Annotated in this window: 6 protein-coding genes and 1 pseudogene; 3 read left to right on the forward strand and 4 right to left on the reverse strand. The window is 63.5% G+C overall.

Features of this window, described 5'->3' with window-relative positions; all coding sequences use genetic code 11:
- Position 1 precedes the first annotated feature (1 nt).
- Positions 2 to 14,035 carry a non-ribosomal peptide synthase/polyketide synthase gene (locus N2A98_RS14815; protein WP_275622213.1) on the reverse strand — a complete coding sequence of 4,678 codons (14,034 nt, stop codon included), beginning with the start codon at positions 14,033 to 14,035 and terminating at the stop codon, positions 2 to 4.
- Positions 14,036 to 14,268: 233 nt separating this feature from the next.
- Between N2A98_RS14815 and N2A98_RS14820 the strand changes: the two are divergent.
- Positions 14,269 to 14,454, forward strand: a pseudogene (locus N2A98_RS14820) (type II toxin-antitoxin system HicB family antitoxin); the annotation flags it as partial.
- A 6-nt stretch (positions 14,455 to 14,460) separates the two neighbouring features.
- Here N2A98_RS14820 and N2A98_RS14825 read toward each other — a convergent pair.
- From N2A98_RS14825 to N2A98_RS14835, 3 genes are all read right to left on the reverse strand, one after another.
- Entirely contained in the window at positions 14,461 to 15,633 is a 1,173-nt protein-coding gene (locus tag N2A98_RS14825; RefSeq protein WP_275622214.1) for an MFS transporter, read from the reverse strand.
- A gap of 41 nt (positions 15,634 to 15,674) precedes the next feature.
- Positions 15,675 to 17,030 (reverse strand): MATE family efflux transporter, encoded by a 1,356-nt coding sequence (locus tag N2A98_RS14830; RefSeq protein WP_275622215.1) that lies wholly within the window; start codon positions 17,028 to 17,030, stop codon positions 15,675 to 15,677.
- A gap of 80 nt (positions 17,031 to 17,110) precedes the next feature.
- A complete protein-coding gene (locus tag N2A98_RS14835) occupies positions 17,111 to 17,941 on the reverse strand; it encodes an IclR family transcriptional regulator (protein WP_044274504.1) in 831 nt (276 codons plus the stop codon).
- A 241-nt stretch (positions 17,942 to 18,182) separates the two neighbouring features.
- Between N2A98_RS14835 and N2A98_RS14840 the strand changes: the two genes are divergently transcribed.
- Together N2A98_RS14840 and N2A98_RS14845 are read left to right on the forward strand one after the other, a co-directional pair.
- A complete protein-coding gene (locus N2A98_RS14840; protein WP_069558403.1) occupies positions 18,183 to 19,211 on the forward strand; it encodes an ABC transporter ATP-binding protein in 1,029 nt (342 codons plus the stop codon).
- Positions 19,208 to 20,053 (forward strand): ABC transporter permease, encoded by an 846-nt coding sequence (locus N2A98_RS14845; protein ID WP_275622216.1) that lies wholly within the window; start codon positions 19,208 to 19,210, stop codon positions 20,051 to 20,053. The genes N2A98_RS14840 and N2A98_RS14845 overlap by 4 nt, the downstream gene beginning before the upstream one ends.
- Position 20,054: the final 1 nt, after the last annotated feature.

Consider the following 20,054-nt stretch of genomic DNA (forward strand, 5'->3'; position numbering starts at 1 on the left):
TTCAAATCGCCTCTAGTTCGCTCAAAAAGTCACGAAGGTCATCAAAATCTTCCACGCTGCCGGCGCGGAAAGTGGCTGCGGCCTGCACGTAGGCGCGCAGCGATTCGGTCTGGAACAGTTCCATCAACGGTACGTCCAGGCCGAGCTCGGCCTGCACCCGCGAGGTAATCTGGATCGCCAGCAAGGAGTGGCCACCGACATCAAAGAAGTTGTCGTTCAGGCCCACTTGCGGCAGGTGCAGGATGTCGGCCCAGATCGTGGCGATCTGCTGCTCAAGCTCGGTTTGCGGAGCCAGGTACTGTTGCTGCATCTGGCTCGCATCCGGCAGCGGCAGGCCCTTGCGGTCGAGCTTGCCGTTGGGGGTCAGCGGCATCTGCGCCAGGAATACGAAGTGGCTGGGCACCATGTAGTCCGGCAGGTCGGCTTTCAGGGCGCGACGCAGGGCGTCACGGAACTCAACCTGGTCGGCCAGGCTGGCGTCGGCCGGTACCACATAGGCCACCAGTTGTTTACCGGTCGGCCCCTCCTGGGCCACCACCACGGTTTCACCGACACTGGCTTGCTCACGCAAGCGCGCTTCGATTTCCCCCAGTTCGATACGGAAACCCCGGACCTTCACCTGATGGTCCACACGCCCCAGGTAATCCACCACGCCATCCGGACGCCCACGGGTCAGGTCGCCGCTGCGATACACCCGGCTGCCCGGCTTGCCGAACGGGTCCGGCACGAAGCGTTCGGCGGTTAACGCTGGACGCTCCAGATAACCCCGGGCCACGCCCTCGCCGCCCAGGTACAACTCGCCGGCTACGCCGATGGGTTGCAGGTTTAGTTGCGCGTCCAATACATAACCGCTGCGGTTGCCCAGCAAGGTACCGATGGGCGCGTAGACGGCGCCACAGGGGTCGCCCTTGTGTGCCTTCCACAGCAACGGCGTTACCACGGTTTCGGTCGGGCCGTAGCCGTTGAACAGGTATTTAGGTTTCAGCGCGCGCCACGCCAGGTCATAGCTGGCTTGAGCAACGGCATCACCGCCAAAGCAATACACCCGCACCGCCGGTGGGTTGCCGTCGCGCTCGGCATGTTCGGCCAACTGTTGCAGGTACACCGGTGGGAACACGGCCATGGTCACGTTGTGGCGATGCATCTGCTCATAGGTGTATTCCGGCAACCACAGGCTGTCGTCACGGATCAACACGCTGGCGCCGTTGATCAGTGGGTGCATCCAGCCTTCATGGGAGCCGTCGAAAGCAAATGACATGAAGTGCAATTCGCAATCGGCCGGTGAGGTCTCATAACGCTCGCCAGTGGCGATGATATGCGCCACCAACGGCCCATGTGACACCGCCACGCCCTTGGGCAAACCGGTGGAACCGGAGGTGTAAATCACGTAGGCGAGGTTGTCGCCGTCCAGCACCACATCCGGTGCCGTATCGCTGTAACCGGCCCATTCTTCGGTGCGATCAAGCGCCAGGGTATCCAGGCCCTCGGGGACCGGCAGTTGCTGCAACGCCCGGCTGTGAGTCAGCAGCAGTTGCGCACGGCTGTCTTGCATCATGTACAGCAGGCGATCACGTGGGTATTCGATATCCAGCGGCACATACACGCCACCGGCTTTCATCACCGCCAGGAACGCTACCATGCTCTCGGCACTGCGCGGCATGGCAATAGCCACCCGCACTTCCGGGCCAACACCACGAGCGATCAAGGCATGGGCCAGGCAGTTGGCCTGGCGATCCAGCTCGCCGTAACTCAGGGTTTGAGCATCGAATTTCACCGCCACCGCGTCCGGGGTTTCCCGGGCGCGATCACCGACCAATTCGTGCACCAGGCGCTCGGCTGAAAAACCGGCGTCGGTCTGGTTCCACAGCTCAAGAATCTGCTGTTGCTCATCCTCGCCCAGCAGGCTCAATTGGCTGATAGGCTGCTGTGGGTCGACCACCATTGCCCGCAACAGGTTCTGCCAATGCCCGGCCATGCGTTCGATGGTCGCCACGGCGAACAGGTCGGTGGCATAACTCAGGGAGGCACGCAGGGCCGTCTGGCTTTCTTCCACATCCAGCGCCAGGTCGAACTGGGCCACGCCTTCGTCCAGATCCAGGACTTCGACGTGCAGGTCGGCCAGGCGATGCAGATGGCTGTCGGCAGCGCTCACACGGTGGTTGAACAACACTTGGAACAACGGGCTCAGGCTCAGGCTGCGCTCCGGCTGCAATGCCTGCACAAGCTGTTCGAACGGCAGGTCCTGGTGAGCCTGGGCCTCCAGGGAACGCTGACGCACCTGATGCAGCAATTGCTCGGTGCTCATTTGCCCGTGAATATCGGCCTTGAGCACTTGGGTGTTGACGAAGAAGCCGATCAACCCCTCGGTTTCCAGGCGATTGCGGTTGGCAATCGGCACGCCCACCCGCACATCCTCCTGGCCGCTGTAGCGATGCAGCAACGCCTGGTAAGACGCCAGCAGCAGCATCGGCAGCGTGACGCCAGCGTGCTGCGCCAGTGCGCGCAAACTGCCCAACAACTCAGGATGCAACTCGACACCCAAGCGTGCGCCGCGATGGCTTGGCTGTGCTGGGCGTGGGTGGTCGAACGGCAACTCCAGCACCGGTTGCTCGCCGCTCAACTGCTCGCGCCAGTAGGCCAGTTGACGCGCCTGCTCACCGGCTTCCATCCAACCGCGCTGCCACACGGCATAATCGGCGTACTGGATCGGCAGCGCCGGCAATTGCACGTCCTGGCCTTGGCTGTTAGCGGCATACGCCTGCACCAGTTCCTCGACCATCAACTGCATCGACCAGCCGTCAGAGACGATGTGATGCTGCACCAGCACCAGCACATGGTCGTCCTCGGCCAGGCGCAGCAAGGTAACCCGCAGCAGCGGCCCACGCAGCAGGTCGAAAGGCTGGGCGACCACCTGCGCGACCCGCGCCTTGAGGCCGGCATAATCGCTGTCCACCTGCTCGATATCGACCCGGCCCTGGGCGTCAATGACTTGAACCGCGCCGGTGGCGTCCTGACGGAAATACGTGCGCAGGCTTTCATGGCGAGCCATCAAGCTATCGAAGCTCTCTTGCAGCGCGGTCAGGTCCAACGGCCCCTGCAAACGCAAGGCGCTGGGGATGTGATACGCGGCGCCGGCCGGGTCCAGTTGCCAAAGGAACCACTGGCGCTCCTGGGCATAAGACAGCGGTAGAGGTTGCGTGCGGTCGGCCTTGATCAGCGCAGGCGCGGTGACGCCCTCCTCGCCCAAGGCCCGCACGAAATCACCCAGCAGCGGCTGTTCGAACAAGGACTTGAGTGGGACTTCCAGCCCCAGGGCCTGACGCACCCGTGACACCACCCGCGTGGCCAGCAATGAATGCCCGCCCAACTCGAAGAAATGATCGTCGAGGCCCACCTGGGGTAATTCCAGTACCTCGGCCCAGATCGCCGCCACCTGCTGCTCGCGCTGGGTGACGGGCGCCACATGATCCTTGAGCGACAGGCTGGCATCCGGTTTGGGCAGTGCCTTGCGGTCGAGCTTGCCGTTGGGGGTCAGCGGCAGGCGGTCGAGGAACATCCAGTGCGCGGGCACCATGTAGTCCGGCAGGCGCTCGCGCAGCGCGGTTTTATAGACCTGCGGCGCCTGCGGTGCGGCGCTGACCAGGTAAGCGATCAGCCGGTCGTTATCGGCCAGCACCACGGCTTCGCGTACGCCATCGCACTCACGCAGGCAAGCTTCGATTTCACCCAGTTCGATACGGAAACCCCGGACCTTGACCTGATGGTCGACACGTCCGATGTATTCCACCACGCCGTCGGCGCGATAGCGTGCCAGGTCGCCGGTACGGTACAAGCGCTCGCCCGGTGCCCCAAACGGGTTGGGCACGAAGCGTTCGGCGGTCAGCGCCGGCTGCCCGTGGTAACCGCGCGCCAGGCCGACACCGCCGATCAGCAGCTCACCGGACACGCCTTGGGGGCACGGCGTGAGACCGGCATTGAGGATGAACAAGCCGGTATTGGCAATGGGCCGTCCCACGAACGGCAATGCCTGGTGCAAACGATGAGCCGCCGACCAGATGGTGGTTTCCGTCGGGCCATAGAGGTTCCACAACGGGCCTTGCAGGTCGAGCATGCGCTGGGCCAAATCGACGGGCAGCGCTTCGCCACCGCACAGGCAGGCGATGCCACGCAGTGAATGAGCCCGTGGGCTGTCGAGCAACATGCGCCAGGTCGAAGGCGTGGCTTGCAGCACATTCGCCGCCTGACGCTGGGCCAGATCGAGGATCGCCTCGGGGTCGAGGGCCGTTGCCTGGGTGCTCAGCAACACGGTACCGCCGACACTCAGCGGCACATACAGCTCCAGGGCGAAGATGTCGAACGAGAAGGTGGTCAGCGACAACAGCCGCGTGTCTTGGCCAATACTCAACGTGTCGGCCATGCCGCTGGTAAAGCTGCACAGCGCCTTGTGGCGCACCATCACCCCTTTGGGCTTGCCGGTGGAGCCAGAGGTGTAAATCACGTAGGCCAGATGCTCCGGTGTCACGGCAACCTGAGGATTGTGCTGCGCTGTGCCGGCCTCCGCCACCATCAGCACCTGCACGCCGTGCGGCTGAGCCAGGTGCCCCAGCAGGTGCGGTTGCGTCAGCAATACCCGGGCGCCGCTGTCTTCAAGCATGTAGGCCAGGCGCTCTGCCGGAAACTGCGGGTCGAGCGGCACATAAGCGCCACCGGCCTTGAGGGTCGCGAGCAAACCGACCGCCATGTCCAAGGAACGCTCCACGTGCACCGCCACCAGCACGTCCGGGCCGACGCCCATGTCGATCAGACGATGGGCCAGCCGATTGGCGCGGCGGTTGAGTTCGCCGTAGCTCAGGCGCTCGTCATTGAAGTGCAGCGCAATGGCGTCGGGTTGCGCCGCGGCCTGGGCCTCAAACAACTGGTGTACGCAGCGTTCGCGTGGGTAGTCGGTGTCGCTGCGGTTCCAGTCGTGCACCATTTGCTGCGATTGCGACGGGCTGAGCATCGCCAGGTCGTCCAAGGCCACCGAGGCATCCTGCAGGACCGCACGCAGCAGGTTTTGCCAATGCTCGGCCAGGCGTTCCGCGGTCGCCGCGTCAAACAGATCCGTGGCGTAAGTCAGCGAGGCCCAGAGACCGTCCACCGATTCCTCGGTTTCCAGGTTCAGGTCGAACTGCGTGCTGTGACCGGCCCAATCCACTGGCTGCAAAGCCAGGCCGGGCAATTGCACCGGGGCTGAACGCAGGCTGTCCTGGTGGTTGAACATTACTTGGAACAGCGGGTTATGGCTCAGGCTGCGCTCGGGCTGCAACACTTGCACGAGCTGCTCGAACGGCAGGTCCTGATGGGCCTGCGCCTCCAGGGCACGCAGCTTGACCTGGGCCAGCAACTGTTCGAACGGCATCTGCCCGTGCACGTCAGCTTGCAGCACCTGGGTGTTGACGAAAAAGCCCAGCAGTCGCTCGGTTTCGAAGCGATTACGGTTGGCGACCGGTACGCCGACACGTAGCTGTGACTGGCCGCTGTAGCGGTGCAGCAAGGTCTGGAATGAAGCCAGCAACAGCATGAACAGCGTCACGTCCTGACGCTGGGCCAGGGCCTTGAGTTCAGTCAGCAGCGCACGCTCCAGATGAATCTGGCGGCGCGCGCCACGATGGCTCTGCACCGCCGGGCGTGGATGGTCCAGGGGCAGGTCCAGCAGCGAATGTTCGTGACCCAGACGAGCGCACCAGTAATCGAGCTGGCGTTGTTGTTCCCCAGCCGCCATCCAGTCGCGCTGCCACTGGGCATAGTCGGCGTACTGGATCGGCAAGCCCGGCAAGCCTGCGTCGCCTTGGTACAGCGCCACCCACTCGTCGATCATCACTTGCATCGACCAGCCGTCAGAGATGATGTGGTGCTGGGTGATGACCAGCACATGGTGATCAGGCGCGACGATCAGCAACTTGACGCGCATCAGCGGGCCGTTGCGCAGGTCGAACGGGCGCTGGATCTCTTCAGTGACTGCCTGCTCGATAGCGCCGGCGTCGACCTTTTGTTGTTCAACCGGCACTGCCAGGCTTGGGTGGATGATTTGCACAGTGTGCTCGCCCGACTCCACAAAGGTGGTGCGCAGCGGTTCATGGCGCTGCACCAGGGCCTCGACGGCGCGCTCCAGCGCCGCGATGTCGAGTCCACCGCGCAGGTGCAAGGCGGTGGGCACATGATAGGCCGCGCTGGTGGGGTCCAATTGCCAAAGAAACCACTGCCGTTCCTGAGCAAAGGACAACGCCAGCGGCTGGTCACGGCCAACTGCCTGGATCACGGGCGCCGTATCGACCTGCACGCCTGCGCAAGCCGCAGCAAAGGCTGCCAGCGTCGGCTGTTCGAACAGGGCCCGCAACGGCACTTCCAGCTTGAGGTCATGGCGCACCCGGGAGATGACTTGGGTGGCTAGCAAGGAATGGCCGCCGCGTTCGAAGAAGTGATCTTCCAGGCCAACCTGCTCGACCTGCAACACTGCTTGCCAGATCGCCGCCAACTGGATTTGCAATGGGCTTTGCGGTGCCACGTAGGCGGCGCTGGCCTGATTCAGGTCGGGGGTGGGCAGTGCGCGGCGGTCGAGCTTGCCGTTGTGGTTCAACGGCAAGGCATCGAGGACCACCCAATGGCCGGGCACCATGTAGTCCGGCAATGTCTGGCGCAAGCATGTCGCCAGTGCCTGGGGCTCCAGCGCTTGGCCTTCGGCGGGCACCACGTACGCCACCAACTGCGCGCCGGTGGCGCTAGGCTGCGCAAGCACGGCGGCTTCTCGTACGTTGGGCAAGGCTTGCAGGCTGGCTTCGATTTCGCCCATTTCGATACGCAGACCACGAATCTTCACTTGATGGTCGATACGCCCGACGTACTCCAGCGCACCCGCCGGGTTGTAACGGGCCAGGTCGCCACTGCGATAAAGCCGCGCACCGGGCGTGGCGGAAAACGGGTCCGGCAAGAAGCGTTCGGCGGTCAGCGCCGGGCGGTCAAAGTAGCGTTGCGCCAAGCCCACCTCGGCACCAATGCACAGCTCGCCCACACCATCGGTGGCCAACAGTTCGAAACCGCTGTCGAGCACATACAGGCCGCGCCCGGCAATCGCCTGCCCAATCGGCACGCCGTAGGCGTCGGTGGCATCGGCCAATTGGCAGTCATGCACGCTGGAGACCACCGTGGCTTCGGTGGGCCCGTAGGTGTTGACCAGGCGCACATTGCCCAAGCCCGCGGCATGCCAGGCACGTATCCCTTCCACCGACATGGCTTCACCGCCCACATGCACCTGGCGCAGCTTTCCCAGGGAGCGACGGTGCTCGGCGCATTCCTGCGCCAACAGGTACCAATAGGCGGCGGGCAAATCGGCCAGGGTCACGCCCTGCTTGACGATTTCTCGCGCCAGTTGCCCGGCGTCCCAAAGTTCATCGCCGCGCATGATCAGCGCGGCACCTGCACACAAGGGCGGGAAGCACTGTTCGACAAAGCCATCAAAACTGAAGGTCGCAAACTGCAACACGCGGTCCTCGGCGCTCAGTCGGCTGTACAGCGTGGCACTGTCGCAGAACTGGCCGAGGGCGGCATGGTCGATGGCCACGCCCTTGGGCTGGCCGGTGGAGCCGGAGGTGTAGATCACATAGGCCAGGTCAGCCGCCGCCGCGTGATTAGGCGGATTGGTCGCCGGGTAGCCGGTGAGTTCGTCGCCACTGGCGCTGAAATCCACGTGGGTCAGGCCTTGGGGTAAAGGCAGGTCGGCGAGCAAGCCGGTTTCGCTGAGCAGCAGGTCCAGGCGGCTGTCGGCGAGCATATAGGCCAAACGCTCAACCGGGTATTTAGGGTCCAGCGGTACGTAGGCCGCCCCGCTTTTGAGCACTGCCAGCAGGCTGACGATCAACTGCGGGCCACGCCGCGAAGCCAGGCCCACCCGTTGGCCGGGGCCGACACCCAGCGCCAACAGGCGATGGGCCAGGCGGTTGGCGCGCTGGTTCAACTGGGCGTAGCTCAAGCTGGCGTCACCGGCCTGAACAGCCAGGGCGTCTGGCGTCGCCTCGGCCCGGGCAGCGATACGCTGATGCACGCGTTCGTTGGCCTGGGGCGCTGCGGCCGAGCGGCTCAGGGCGAGCATCTGCCGTTGCGTGGGAGCGTCGAGAAGGCGCAGGTTGCCCAGCGGCATGTGAGCGTCTGCGAGCAATTGCGCCAGCAGGTGGTGCAGGTTGGCGCTCAGCTGCGCCACTTGCGCCTCGCTGAACTGGGCACGGTCATAGCTGAATTCCAGGCGTAGGCTGGCGCCCAGTTCGATGCCCAGGGTTAATGGATAGTGCGTGCGCTCATGGTTGTGCAGGCGACCGAAGGTCAGGCCGGCCGGCGCGCCTTGCTTGAGCGCCTCGGCGACCGGGAAGTTTTCGAACACCAGCAAGGTGTCGAACAGCGCGCCTTGCTGGCCGGCCCAGCCCTGGATGTCGTAGAGCGGCACATGTTCATGGTCGCGCAGGCTGAGGTTGAGCGCTTGCAGTTCGCTGAGCCACGTCGCGGCCGACTGGGCTGGCGAGGCTACGCTGATGATCGGCAAGGTGTTGATGAACAGGCCCAATTGCTGCTCGATCCCCGGCAGCGGCGCGGAACGCCCGGCCACCGTGGCACCGAAAGCGACGCAGTTCTGGCCGGTGTAGCGTTGCAGCAACAGGCTCCAAGCCCCTTGCAGCAGGGTATTGAGGGTGACTTTGTGCTGGCGTGCGAACTCGCCGAGGCGGCGGGTAAAGTCGCTCTCCAGTGCCACGTGGTGGTCCGCCATGCCCGCCCCGTCTATCGGCGTGCGCAGCGCTTGCGCCAGCAGGGTCGGCGCCGGCAATGCCGCCAGGGCGGTTTTCCAGAACGCTTCGCCCGAGGATTGTTGTTGCAGCCAGGCGAGGTAATCGCGGAACTGCCCGAGCGGCGCCGGCACTGCCTGCCCCGCATAGTGGGCGATGACTTCACCGAGCAACTGCGCGTTACTCCAGCCATCCATGAGGATGTGGTGGCTGGTGAAGATAAAGTGCCAGGCCGCACCGGCACCGCGCACCAGCGTCAGGCGAAACAGCGGTGCGGCATTCAGGGCAAAACCACGTTCGCGTTCGGCCTGGGCCAGGGTGTCGAAATCGGCGTCGGGGTCTTCGATCACTTGCAATTGCAGGTCGACCTGGCGCTGGATCAGCTGATGAGCACTGTCCAGGCCCAGCCAATGGAAGCTGCTACGCAGGATGTCGTGGCGATCCAGTGCGGCCTGCCAGGCACGCCCGAAAGCGAGCAAATCAAGGCCGTCGATGTCGAGGCGCAACTGGTTGATGTAGGCCTGGGCCTCGGGTTCCAACAGGGTGTGGAACAGCATGCCTTGCTGCATCGGCGACAGCGGGTAGAGGTCGGCAATGGCCGGCCCGGCCACGGGCAAGGCATCCAGTTGCGGCTGGGTGAGGCGTGCCAGCGGGAAATCCGACGGGCTCACCTGGCCTGCCGGCGTGGCACAGCAATGCTCGATCAGCGCCTTGAGTTCGGCTGCGTACTCATCCGCCAGACGCTGCACAGTTGCCGCCTCGAACATCTCTCGACTGAAGCCCCATTGCAACGCCAGCTCACCGCCATACACCTGCCCTTCCACCGTCAACCAGTTGGCCAGCGGTGCTTCCGGGTCCTGGGCCTGCCCACTGCCCTGGGTGGCAGGAACTAACAGCGCCGACTCATTGAACTGGCGATCAAACTGGCCCAGGTAGTTGAAGGTGATGCGCGGCGCGGCCAGGGTCGACAACGCTTCGCGGGTGTCAGGCGTGCCGAGGTAACGCAACAGGCCGTAGCCAATGCCTTTGTTCGGCACGGCGCGCAGTTGCTCCTTCACCGACTTGATCGCCGCCGACAGTTCCCCTTCGGCGTGCAGGCGCACCGGGTACAGGCTGGTGAACCAGCCGACGGTGCGGCTCAGGTCGATGTCGTCAAACAGGTCTTCCCGACCATGACCTTCCAATTGGATAAGCGCGGCAGGTTGCTCGCTCCAACGGCTGATCACCCGTGCCAGGGCGGTCAACAGCAAGTCGTTGACCTGGGTGCGGTAGGCCGCTGGCGCGTCTTGCAGCAATCGGCGGGTGTGCTCGGCGTCGAGGCGCGTTTCCAGCTTGGCGCCCAGGCGGTTTTGCAGGCCGCCCTCGGGGTGATCGCACGGCAGCTCGGCGTCGATGGATTGGGCTTGCCAGTACGGCAGTTGCTCATCGAGGGTCTGCGCATGGCTGTGCAACTGTTGCGCCCAGTGCTGGTAGGCACTGGTTTTCGCCGGCAGTGCCTGTTCGCGGTAGGCCTGTTGCAGGTCTTCAAGCAGGATGCGCCACGACACGCCATCCACCACCAGGTGATGGATCACCAGCAGCACACGCTGGCTGCCATCGGCCATGTTCACCAACGCGGCGCGCAGCAGTGGACCTTGCGCAAGGTCAAGGCTGCGCTGGGCTTCATCACACAGCGCCGCCAACTCGGCGTCAGTGCTGGCCTGGCATTGCCACAACAGTGGTTCGCTGACATAGGCGGTATGGCTCTGCTGCCAGCCGTCAGCCTGCTGCACAAAACGCAGGCGCAAGGCGTCGTGATGCTGGATCAATTGCGCCAGCGCTGCCGCGAGGCGTGCAGGCTCAAGCACCTCGCCGGGCACCAGCAACAAGGATTGATTCCAGTGATGCCGCGCCGGGATCGGCTGCTCGAAAAAACTGTGTTGGACGGGCGTCAGCATGACCTCGCCGCTGACCGGGCCCTGGTCGATCAGGCTGGCCTGCTCGAAGCTGGCCACCAGCGCCAGGCTGCGGATGCTCTGGTACTGGAACAGGTCACGCGGGCTCAGGCGAATGCCGGCCTGACGGGCGCGGCTGACCACCTGGATGGAGATGATCGAATCGCCGCCCAGCTCGAAGAAGTTATCGTCCTGGCCGACCTGCTCAACGCCCAGCACGTCGCTCCAGATGGCAGCCAGGGCTGTTTGCAGGTCGCCTTGGGGGGCGATAAATGCCTGCTGCTGCGCCGCATCCGGCAGTGGTAACGCCTTGCGATCGAGCTTGCCGTTGGCGGTCACCGGCAACTTGGCCAGCGTAATGAAGTGGGTTGGCACCATGTATTCCGGCAAGCTGCTGAGCAACCAGGCCTTGAGATCTGTTGGCGCCTCGCCTTCGTGCACCAGATAGGCGACCAACTGCTTGCCGCCATGTACCAGCACCACGGCTTCGCGCACGTGTGGATGCTGCATCAGGCGTGCTTCGATTTCGCCCAGTTCGATACGCAAGCCGCGCAACTTGACCTGATGATCGAGACGGCCGAGGTATTCGATCACCCCATCGGCGCGTTGGCGCACGCGGTCACCGGTGCGATACAGGCGTTCGCCCGTCACGAACGGGTTGGGCACAAAACGTTCGGCGGTCAGCGCCGGGCGCCGGTGGTAACTGCGCGCCAGGCCGACGCCGCCCAGGTAGAGTTCGCCGCTGACGCCAGCCGGCACCGGGTTGAGTTGTGCGTCCAGCACGTAGGTGCCGAGGTTGGCGATCGGGCGGCCGATGGGCACGCTGTCGGCGCCTTCGTCGATGCAGGTCCAGTGCGTGACGTCGATGGCCGCCTCGGTCGGGCCATAGAGGTTGTACAGCGCCGCAGCGGGCAACTTGGCGAACACTTGCTGTTGCGCATCCAGGGGCAAGGCTTCGCCGCTGCAGACGATACGCGTAAGGCTTGCGCACGCCTGTACGCCCGGTTCATGGATGAACGCCTGCAGCATCGAGGGTACAAAGTGCAAAGTGGTGATGGCGTACCGGCCAATGGTGTCAATCAGGCGCGCCGGTTCACGGTGCTCCCCAGGCGCCGCCACCACCAGGCGTGCGCCGGTCATCAGCGGCCAGAAGAACTCCCACACCGACACGTCGAAGCTGAACGGGGTTTTCTGCAACACGGCGTCATTGGCACCCAGGCCATACGCCTGCTGCATCCAGCTCAAGCGGTTGACCAAGGCGCGATGGCTGTTGCCGGCGCCTTTGGGCTTGCCGGTGGAGCCCGAGGTGTAGATCACGTAGGCCAGGTTCAGGGCATGCAAGGCCACGTTCGGCGACTCGCTGCTGTAGCCGTCGAGCCATAGCGCCGGCTGGTCCAGAGCAATCACCTGGATACCGGCGACGGGCAGCGACGCCAGCAGGCTCTGCTGGCTGAGCAGCAGTTGTATGCCGCTGTCTTCGATCATGTAGGCCAGGCGTTCCTGGGGATACTCAGGGTCGAGAGGCACGTAGGCGCCACCGGCCTTGAGAATCGCCAGCAGGCCAACCACCATTTCGATGGAGCGCTCGATGCAGATCCCCACCAGCACGTCCGGCCCTACGCCCTGCTCGCCCAAGGCATGGGCCAACTGGTTGGCGCGTGCATCCAGCTGCGCGTAGGTCAAGGTGGTGGTGCCGAACACCAGCGCCGGTGCATCAGGGCTGCGCCGCGCCTGGTCTTCGATCAGGTGATGAATGCCGCGCTCGGTCGGGTAGGCCTCGGCGGTCTGGTTCCAGGTGTGAACCAGCCGTTGCTGTTCACCCGCATCGAGCATGGGCAATTCGCCGATGCGCTGTTCGCCATCGAGCACCAGGGCCTGCAGCAGGCGGGTCCAGTGCCGGGCCATGCGCTCGATGGTGGGCGTATCGAACAAGTCATTGGCGTAGGTCAGCGCGGCATGCAGGGTGCCGGACTTTTCATAGGTGTCCAGGGTCAGGTCGAACTGGGTGGTGCGCCCTTGCCATTCCACCAGGGCCAATTCCAGCCCCGATGCGGTACTGACCGAGGCGATGTCGGCGACTACCGGCTGATGGTTATACATCACCTGGAACAGCGGCGTGTGGCTCAGGCTGCGCTCGATTTTCAGCGCTTCCACCAGACGTTCGAAGGGCAATTCCTGATGAGCCTGGGCGCCCAGGGCATGCTCCTTGATCCCTTGCAGCAACTCGGCAACCCGGGTTTGCCCGCTCAGTTCGGTGCGCAACACCTGGGTGTTGACGAAGAACCCGATCAGCCCCTCGACTTCGGTGCGATTGCGATTGGCAATCGGCACACCGACGCGGATATCGCCCTGGCCGGTATAGCGGTGCAGCAGCACATTGAAGGCGCCGAGCAGCAGCATGAACAGGGTGACGTTGTGTTTTTGCGCGCAACTGCGCAGTTGCGCGGCCAGCGCCGGCTCAATCGCGAAGTTATGCCGTGTGCCCTGGTAGCTGGGCATGGCCGGGCGCGGGTGGTCGATGGGCAGTTCCAGTACCGGATGCTCATCACCCAGGCGGGCCTGCCAATATTCCAATTGGCGCGCCTGCTCGCCCGCTTCCAGCCAGCGGCGCTGCCACAGGGCGTAGTCGCTGTATTGGATGGGCAGCGCCGGCAGTTGGGGCGCTTCGTTGCGCTCATGGGCGTCATAGCAACGGATAAACTCGTCGATCAGCACATTCATCGACCAACCGTCGGAGACGATGTGGTGCAGGGTCAGCAGCAACACGTGCTCCTGCTCGGCAAGCTTGAGCAGTTGCACGCGCAGCAGTGGCCCGTGTTCCAGGTCGAACGGCAACAGCGATTGACGGGTGGCGGCGGCGTTGACGGCCTGCTCCCGTGCATCAAAGGCCAAGGCGGTGAAGTCCAGGTGCTCGACGGTCACCGACGGTTCCACCGCCACCTGCGCCAGCCGCTCATCGGCCTGACGCTGGAACACTGTGCGCAGGGTTTCGTGACGCCCCACCAGGCTGGCGAACGCTTGCTCCAGCGCTGGCAGGCTCAACACGCCACTTAAACGCACCGCGCCGGGCAAATTGTAGGCGCCGCTGGCCGGGTCCAACTGCCATAGAAACCACATGCGCTGCTGCGCGTAGGACAGCGCCTGGCGGTCCTCCACCTCCACCCCTGCCGGAATCGGAAACCTTGAAAAATCCACGCCTTCTTTCTGCAAGGCTTGCAGGAACAGTTGGCGTTTTTCCAGGGGCAGCCCGATAAACCGGCGAGCAAGTTTCAAGGAGTCTTCAGCATTCATTTCTTGGAATCCGGGGCAATAGGCGGGAAGCACAAAGGCACGTCGTCCCTATAAAACGAACCGGGCGGGGAAAAATTAGCGGGGGCGTTAGTGACGGTTGCCCGCGGGGAATGCGGGCTGGCGGGAAGCGTCCTACGCAAAATCAGTACGCCACCGCTATTGTTAGCCATGCGTACGCTCTAGGCTTGCCGAGGTCAGGTTATCCAGACGTCTACACGAGGGAAATCAGTGCAATGACTCGCCAACTGCAATACAAAGGCTATAACGGCTCAATTGAATACAGCGCTGACGACAATTGCCTGTTTGGCAGGCTTTTGTACATCAGCGCACTGGTGAGTTATGAGGGCCAAACCGAACACGCGTTGGAAGTGGCCTTTCGCGAAGCCGTGAATGACCTGCTCAACCAAACCTGCAAGGCCAGCCCTTTACCCTAACCGCCGGTAACCCAATACCGCCGAGCCCGCTACCACCGCCCCCGCTGCCAGCGCCACCCAGAACCCGCTGGTGGCACCAAAATGGTCGATCATCCACCCCGAACTGGCGGCGCCAATGGCCACGCCGATGCTCAGGCCGGTGATCAGCCAGGTCATGCCTTCGGTCAGGCGGCTGGCCGGGACGATCTGCTCCACCATGGCCATCGACACAATCAAGGTGGGCGCGAAGAACAACCCGGAGATAAAGATGGCAGCGGCCAAGCCGGGAATATTGCTCACCAGCAGCAAGGGCAAGGTGGTCAACGCCGTGGCTACGCCGCAGTACAGGAACTGGCGTGGCAACGGTGCCTTGAGTTTGAGGGCACCGAAGGCCAACCCGGCCAGGCACGAACCAATGGCATACACCGACAGCACGATACTCGCCGCCGCCGGCTGGCCCTGATGCTGGGCGAAGGCCACGCTGACCACATCCACCACGCCGACAATCACGCCCATGGCCAGCAGCAGAATCATCAGGATCAATACCGACGGCGAAGCAATCAGCCAGCGACCGTGCGCGCCCTGATGCGCGTGTACCGGTGGCTCGGTTTGCCGTTGCAGCACAAAGGTGGTGACGCCCACCGCCAGCAACAGCGCCGCCACCAAGGGCCCGGCTTCTGGAAACACCGCCACGCTCAACCCCACCGATACGGGCGGGCCGATGATGAAGCACACCTCATCGAGTACCGACTCCAGGGCAAACGCGGTTTGCAGCCTGGGCTGGCCACGGTACAACTCGGTCCAGCGCGCTCGCACCATGGCTGACATATTGGGCATGCAGCCCGCCAGCGCGGCGAACAGAAACAGCGTCCAATTCGGCGCCTGCAACCGCGTACACAGCAGCAACATCAGTAGCGCCCCGCCGCCGATCAGCGCGGCAATTGGCAGCACCCTGCCCTGGCTGTAGCGGTCCACCCAACGTGACACTTGCGGCGCGCAAATCGCCGTGGCCAGGGCAAACACCGCCGCCACCGAACCGGCCAGGCCATAGCCGCCATGCACCTGGGACAGCATGGTGATCAGGCCGATGCCAGTCATGGATATCGGCATGCGTGCCAGCATGCCCGCGAGCACAAAGGCCCGGGCACCGGGGACCTGGAATAATTCGGCGTAGGGGTTCGCCATGACGTTAATGCCTTCTTTCCTTCAAGTTGCGCAGCTTTTTATCACACCAACCGCTTGATCTGCTTATGCCGCCACACCAAGCGGTAATAGGCAATCTGCAACACCAGCATCGCCAGGTAGGTCACCGGAAATGCCATCCACACCCCTTCCAACCCGAAGTGGGCGTTGAACAGATAGGCCATTGGCAGTTCCACGCAAAGCACGCAGAAGATCGAGATCGCCACCGGCATCAGCACCACGCCGCTGGCGCGCATGATGCCGCCGATCACCGCCTGGAAGCCGAATACCAGAATGCTCCAGAGCATGATGTGCAGCAGGTGTTCGGCCCGCACCCGTGCGCTGTCGTCGGTGATGAACAGGCCCAGCAACCAGTGGGATAGCCCATAGCCGAGCACGATCAAGCCACCGGTGAGGCACAGGTTGATCACCAGCCCAGTGCGCAGGATCGGCCCGATGCGCTCCAGGCGCCCGGCGCCAATCGCCTGGGCGCCGAGGATCGAGGCGGTGATGGCAATCGACAGCGCCGGGAACTGCACATAGTTGACGATCTGCGTCACCGCGCCATAGGCCGCCGTGGCCTGGGAGCCGTGGCCGTTGACGAGGGCCAGGATGACCAGCTCCGACAGCGATAGCACCACCATCTGCAAGCCCGTCGGCAGGCCGATGCGCAGGACTTTGCCGAGGATGACGCGGTCCAGGCGCAAGGCGGCAAGCAGCTCGCGGTCTGGCGCCATCACGTGGTTTTTGTGCCGCAGGCGCAGGATCAAAAACAGCATCGCCAAGGCGTTACCCACCAGCCCGGCATACACCGCACTCTGGATGCCCATGGGCGGCAGGCCGATCCAGCCACGAATCAGCGCAGGCGTCAGCAGCAAGCCCACCAGGGTGGAGACCATCAATGCCAGCAACGGCGAAATCGTGTCGCTGACCCCGCGCAGCAGTTGGGTATAGAGGATGAACACCAGCAGCAACGGCATGATCAACATCATCATCTGGGCGTAGCCCACCGCGTCGTCGAGCACGTCCAACGGGGTGCCCAACGCTTGCAACGCCGGGCGCGCAAACAGGCTGCCCAGCACGGCGGCCACCAGGCCCACCAATGCGCCCAGGGTCAGGGTGGCACCGGTGATCGCCTTGACCATCCCGGTCTCCTGGGCGCCCCATGCCTGGCCGATCAGTACCGAGGCGCCCGCCCCCAGGCCGATCACCAGAGCGATGAAGAAAAACACGATGGGAAACATCCCCGACACCGCAGCCAACGCCTGGGTCCCAAGCATTTGCCCAACGTAAATGCCGTTGAGGGTACCGGAAAAGCTCTGCAGAAAATTGGACAGCACCATCGGTGCCAGGAACAACAGGTAGATTTGCCACAGCGGACGTTGCAAAGGGTTTTGCATGAAAAACGGGGCCTCGAATGACGAAAGCGTCTCAGGGTTATACCGTAACTGGATCCAATATGCTGTTGTGAAGGCTTGACTTAACCACCAAAGGTTTGCGAAGGCCTGTGCAATGTCGGATCAAACGGGTTGAGCCGCGGTCCGATGGCCGCCGCCTCACGTTTGAGCAACTCCACCACCATCGGCAAGCGGCTCGGCCCCAGGCGGGCGCTGATGGTCGCCACGCTCAATGCCGCGACCGCGTACCCGTCGCGGTTGAGGATGGGCACCGCCAGCCCCGCCATGCCTTCCAGCACACCAGTGTTGCGTGCCGCATAACCCAGGTTGCGCACGCTCTCCACTTCGGAGCGCAGCAGCACTTCGTCATACAGGTGGAAGTCCTTGAGCCGTGGCAGGTTGTAGCGGATCACCGTCTCGCGCTCTTCTTCCGGCAAAAACGCCAGGATCGCCAGGCTGCCCTGCCCCACGCCCAGGGCCACGCGCCCACCGATATCGCCGGTGAAGGTACGGATCGGGTACGGGCCCTCGCTGCGGTCCAGACAAATGGCGTCAAAGCCTGAGCGCGCCAGCAGAAACAGCGAGTCCCCCAGCGACGCGCTCAGGCGCAACAGGCTGGGGCGCACCAGGTCACGCAGGTTGCCGGTCTTGCCTGCGTTGGCCGCCAACGCGAAGAACTCCAGGCTCAGGCGATAGCGTTTGCTGCGCGCATCCTGCTCAACCATGCCTTCGTCCATCAGGCTACGCAGCAGGCGATGGGTGGTGGGTTGGGACAAGCCCACCTGTTGGGCGAGCTGGGTAACCCGCTCGCCACCCTCCGGTACCTCCCCCAGCGCTCGCAGCACGGCAAACAGCCGGGACACGCTGCCCGCACCGATATCCTTACCGTCGTTATTCCGCTCAGTGGAATTCATCACACCTAATCTCGCTAATAATTCTGCTCAATGAATAAATCTTAAAATAGTAGTCCGCTGAGTGAAATTCTATCTTCCACCCATCCTAGTCTTCGTCCTAATCTGCGTCCACAGGGGCGAAATGAACAACAACCGGCAGCCGACTTGAGATCGAGCGCCAACGCACCGGCACCACTTTTCGCATCTGCCCAAAACAAGAAAGCGCGTATTTGACGCGACTGAATAAAGGTGGAAAGCAGACATGGCATTTCTCCAACTCAAGGCCTTGAGCAAACGCTATGGCGCCGTCGACGCGGTGGTCGCCACTGATCTGGCGGTGGAACAAGGCGAGTTCGTTTCCCTGCTCGGCCCTTCAGGCTGTGGCAAGACCACCACCCTGCAAATGATCGCCGGTTTCGTCGACGTCAGCGGTGGCCAGATCCTGCTCGACGGTCGCGACATTACCCACGCCAAACCCGCCAGCCGTGGCCTGGGCGTGGTGTTTCAGAGCTACGCGCTGTTCCCGCATATGAGCGTGCGCGACAACGTCGCCTTCGGCCTGAAGATGCGCAAGGTGCCAGCGGCCGACATCGCCACCCGCGTCAACAGCGTGCTGGAGCTGGTGCGCCTGGCTCAACATGCCGAGCGCTACCCCCGTGAGCTGTCCGGTGGCCAGCGTCAGCGCGTGGCCCTGGCCCGTGCGCTGGTGATCGAACCGCCGGTGTTGTTGCTCGATGAGCCGCTGTCCAACCTCGACGCCAACCTGCGTGAAGAGATGCAGTTTGAAATCCGGCGTATCCAGTGCGCGGTGGGCATCACCACCTTGATGGTGACTCATGACCAGGCCGAAGCCCTGTCCATCAGCGACCGCGTGGTGGTGATGCAGGCCGGGCGTGTGACCCAGATCGACGCGCCCTACAAGCTCTATGAACACCCGCGCACGCGCTTTATCTCGGACTTCGTCGGCAAGGCCAATCTGCTGGCCGGCGACTACGACGCACTCGGCATCCCTCAAGTGCGCCACGACGGCGGCGCAGGTGAACTGACCCTGAGCCTGCGCCCGGAAAAAATCCAACTGGTGGACGCGGGCACCGGGCGCATGCAAGGCGCAGTGCTGGACCGCTACTTTTTCGGCAGCCAATGGCTGTACCGCGTGCACACCGCCCTGGGCGAAATTACCGTGGTGCGCAGTAACGACGGTAGCGCGCCCTTGGCTAACGGCGCGGTGGTGGGCCTGCAATGGCAGGCCGATTTGCTGCGCGTACTGGCGGCCGATGAGGTGCACCCATGAGTCGCGGCTACCTGCTCTCGCTGCCGGCGCTGGTGCTGTTTGCCGGGCTTTTGATCATACCGCTGGGCCTGACCCTGGTGCTGTCGTTCAATGTGTTCGACTACCAAGTGGGCGTAAAGGCCGATGAGTGGACCTTGGCCCATTACGGGGCGCTGTTGAGCGACGCCTACTTCTACGAGATTTTCTGGCGCACCTTCTGGATCAGCGCCCTGGTGACACTGCTGTGCGTGGTGATCGGCGTACCGGAGGCCTACATTCTCAGCCGCATGGGCACGCCATGGCGCTCGATCTTCCTGATCGTGATCCTCACGCCGCTGCTGATTTCGGTGGTGGTGCGCGCGTTTGGCTGGAGCCTGCTGCTGGGTGCCGACGGGCTGATTAACCAAATGATCCAGGCCCTCGGCGGCAGTCCGGTGAAGCTGCTGTATACGCCATTCGCGGTGATCATCGCGTTGGTGCACGTGATGCTGCCGTTCATGATTATCCCGGTGTGGACCTCACTGCAAAAACTCGACCCGTCGGCCGAACAGGCGGCGTTGTCCCTGGGCGCCAGCCAGGCCACGGTGATACGCAAGATCGTGCTGCCCCAAGTGATGCCCGGTGTGCTGTCCGGCACCTTGATCGTGTTCGGTTTGGCTGCCAGCTCCTTTGCGATCCCCGGCCTGCTGGGTGGGCGGCGCCTGAAGATGGTCGCCACCGTGGTGTACGACCAGTACCTCTCGGAACTCAACTGGCCCATGGGCGCGACCCTCGCGGTGGCGCTGCTGTTGGTCAATCTGCTGATCATGCTGAGCTGGAACCGCATGGTCGAAGGCCGCTACAAAAAGTCCCTGGGGGTTTAAG

This window comes from Pseudomonas sp. FJ2-5-13, from assembly GCF_029201605.1.
GTDB lineage: Bacteria > Pseudomonadota > Gammaproteobacteria > Pseudomonadales > Pseudomonadaceae > Aquipseudomonas > Aquipseudomonas lactis.

Coding starts and splice junctions, on each gene's coding strand:
- N2A98_RS14835 (WP_044274504.1), bottom strand. CDS start 17,941: ATGAATTCCACTGAGCGGAATAACGACGGTAAGGATATCGGTGCGGGC.
- N2A98_RS14825 (WP_275622214.1), bottom strand. CDS start 15,633: ATGGCGAACCCCTACGCCGAATTATTCCAGGTCCCCGGTGCCCGGGCC.
- N2A98_RS14845 (WP_275622216.1), top strand. CDS start 19,208: ATGAGTCGCGGCTACCTGCTCTCGCTGCCGGCGCTGGTGCTGTTTGCC.
- N2A98_RS14830 (WP_275622215.1), bottom strand. CDS start 17,030: ATGCAAAACCCTTTGCAACGTCCGCTGTGGCAAATCTACCTGTTGTTC.
- N2A98_RS14840 (WP_069558403.1), top strand. CDS start 18,183: ATGGCATTTCTCCAACTCAAGGCCTTGAGCAAACGCTATGGCGCCGTC.
- N2A98_RS14815 (WP_275622213.1), bottom strand. CDS start 14,035: ATGAATGCTGAAGACTCCTTGAAACTTGCTCGCCGGTTTATCGGGCTG.